We start from the raw sequence: 1986 nt of genomic DNA on the forward strand, positions 1-1986 counted from the left end.
TGTCCGATCCCGGGTGATGCTTGACAGTTCGGTCCCAGCTGATGGTTGACAGTGGCCGTGATCGGCTTTTCTGTGCGCGTCGTTGCGGCGTGTGTGGGGAGGCCGGGGTTGGCGCTGGTGGAGTTGTCGGTTGTCGAGCAGAGATATCGGGCTGTCCTGGCGGTGCTGGCGGGTGCGACCGTGACGGAGGTCGCCGCGTCGTTGGGGGTGTCGCGGCAGACGGTCAGCGGGTGGAAGTCCCGGTATGAGGCCTCCGGTCTGGCGGGGCTGGCGGACCGTTCACGCAGGCCGGCGTCGTGTCCGCATCAGGCCTCTGCCGAGGTGGAGGCGGCCGTGTGCGAGCTGCGGCGCAAGCATCCTCGCTGGGGTCCGCGGCGGATCGCTCATGTGCTGGAGCGGTCCGGGACGGTGAGCCCGGTGCCGTCGCGGATGACCGTGTATCGGATCCTGGTCCGGCACGGCCTGGTGGAACCTGGGGCTCGGCGCCGGAAGCGGTCGGATTACAAGCGCTGGCAGCGGGATCGGCCGATGCAGCTGTGGCAGATGGACATCGTCGGCGGCGTGATGCTGGTCAACCCGGTGACCGGGGAGTTGACCGAGGCCAAGGTCGTGACCGGGGTGGATGACCATTCCCGGTACTGCGTGATCGCGTCGGTGGTCGAGCGGGCGACCGGACGGGCGGTCTGCGCGGCCTTCGCCCGGGCCTTGCAGACGTTCGGGGTGCCGGAGGAGGTGCTGACCGACAACGGAAAGCAGTTCACCGACCGGTTCGGGCAGGGCGGTGAGGTGCTGTTCGACCGGATCTGCCGGGAGAACGGGATCGCGCACCGTCTCACCCAGCCGGCGTCGCCGACCACGACGGGCAAGGTCGAGCGGTTCCATCAGACGCTGCGGCGTGAACTCCTCGACGACTGCGGCGTGTTCGAGAGCATCGGGGCGGCTCAGGCGGCACTGGATGCGTGGGTGCAGGAGTACAACTCCATGCGTCCGCATCAGGCGCTGGACATGCAGTCTCCGGGCGACCGGTTCAACCCGGTTCCCGAGCAGGAGCGGGACGTACTGGGCCTGAGGGTGCCCGGAGTGCTTGCGCTGGTGCCGCAGCAGCGGACACCTCCTGCGGAGCCGGATCCGGCCGGAGTGTCGCCCGTGCCGGCCAACCCGCCTGGGCTGGTCACGGCAGTGGTGCCGGTGGAGCCCGGTGGGCCGGTGGAGTTCGAGCGGGTGGTGCCTGCGAGTGGGAATCTGCAGGTCGCGGGCAAGCAGTTCTGGCTCGGACCGGCCCGCTCAGGACTGACGGTGACCTTCTGGGCCGACACTTCGGTGATCCATCTGCTGATCGCGGGAGCACGGATCAAGACCGTGCGGTCGCACTTGTCGGTGGCGGATCTGGGGCGGCTGGCCGCCAGGGGCGGACGTGCGGCTGGACCGGCCCCGCTTCCGGCCGGCGACGGGGCCGCGTTCGAGGTGGACCGGGTCGTGAACAACAGTGGTCTGGTGGGCCTGGGCGGGCACCAGGTTCTGGCAGCGGAGATCCTCGGCGGCCGCCAGGTGGGTATCCGTATCGACGACGAGACGCTGTCCTTCTTCGATCCATCTTCGCGGGAACTGCTGCGGGTGCGGCCCAACCCGCTGACCGGCGAGGAAGTCCGCAGGCTGCGGGGCCTGCGTCCGGCTGGACCGCCGCCGCGTCCGGGCGTCGAGCCGGTGCGTGTGCAGCGGCGGGTCAGCGCGGTGGGCACGGTCATGGTCTGCCGGCAGGTCGTGTCCCTCGGCCGCCCGTACGCAGGGCAGACCGTGACCGTGCATGTGTCGGACTCGACGATCACCGTCGAGCTGGACGGCCAGGTCCGGGTGATCCGGCGCACGACCGACGTCCCGGTCCGTAACGTGAAAGCGAACAAGCCCCACGGGGCTCCGTATGTTGTCTAGGCCCACCGTCAAGCATCACCTGGGACCGGAACGTCAAGCATCAGCTGGGATCCGACA

At 69.5% G+C, this 1986-nt stretch carries 1 protein-coding gene; it reads left to right on the forward strand.

Annotated elements, in window-relative coordinates:
* Positions 1 to 108: 108 nt before the first annotated feature.
* Complete coding sequence (locus AB0I54_RS48110; RefSeq protein WP_363302748.1) at positions 109 to 1929, forward strand: IS481 family transposase; 1821 nt, start codon at positions 109 to 111, stop codon at positions 1927 to 1929.
* Positions 1930 to 1986 lie beyond the last annotated feature (57 nt).

The organism is Streptomyces sp. NPDC050625, assembly GCF_040654755.1.
GTDB lineage: Bacteria > Actinomycetota > Actinomycetes > Streptomycetales > Streptomycetaceae > Streptomyces.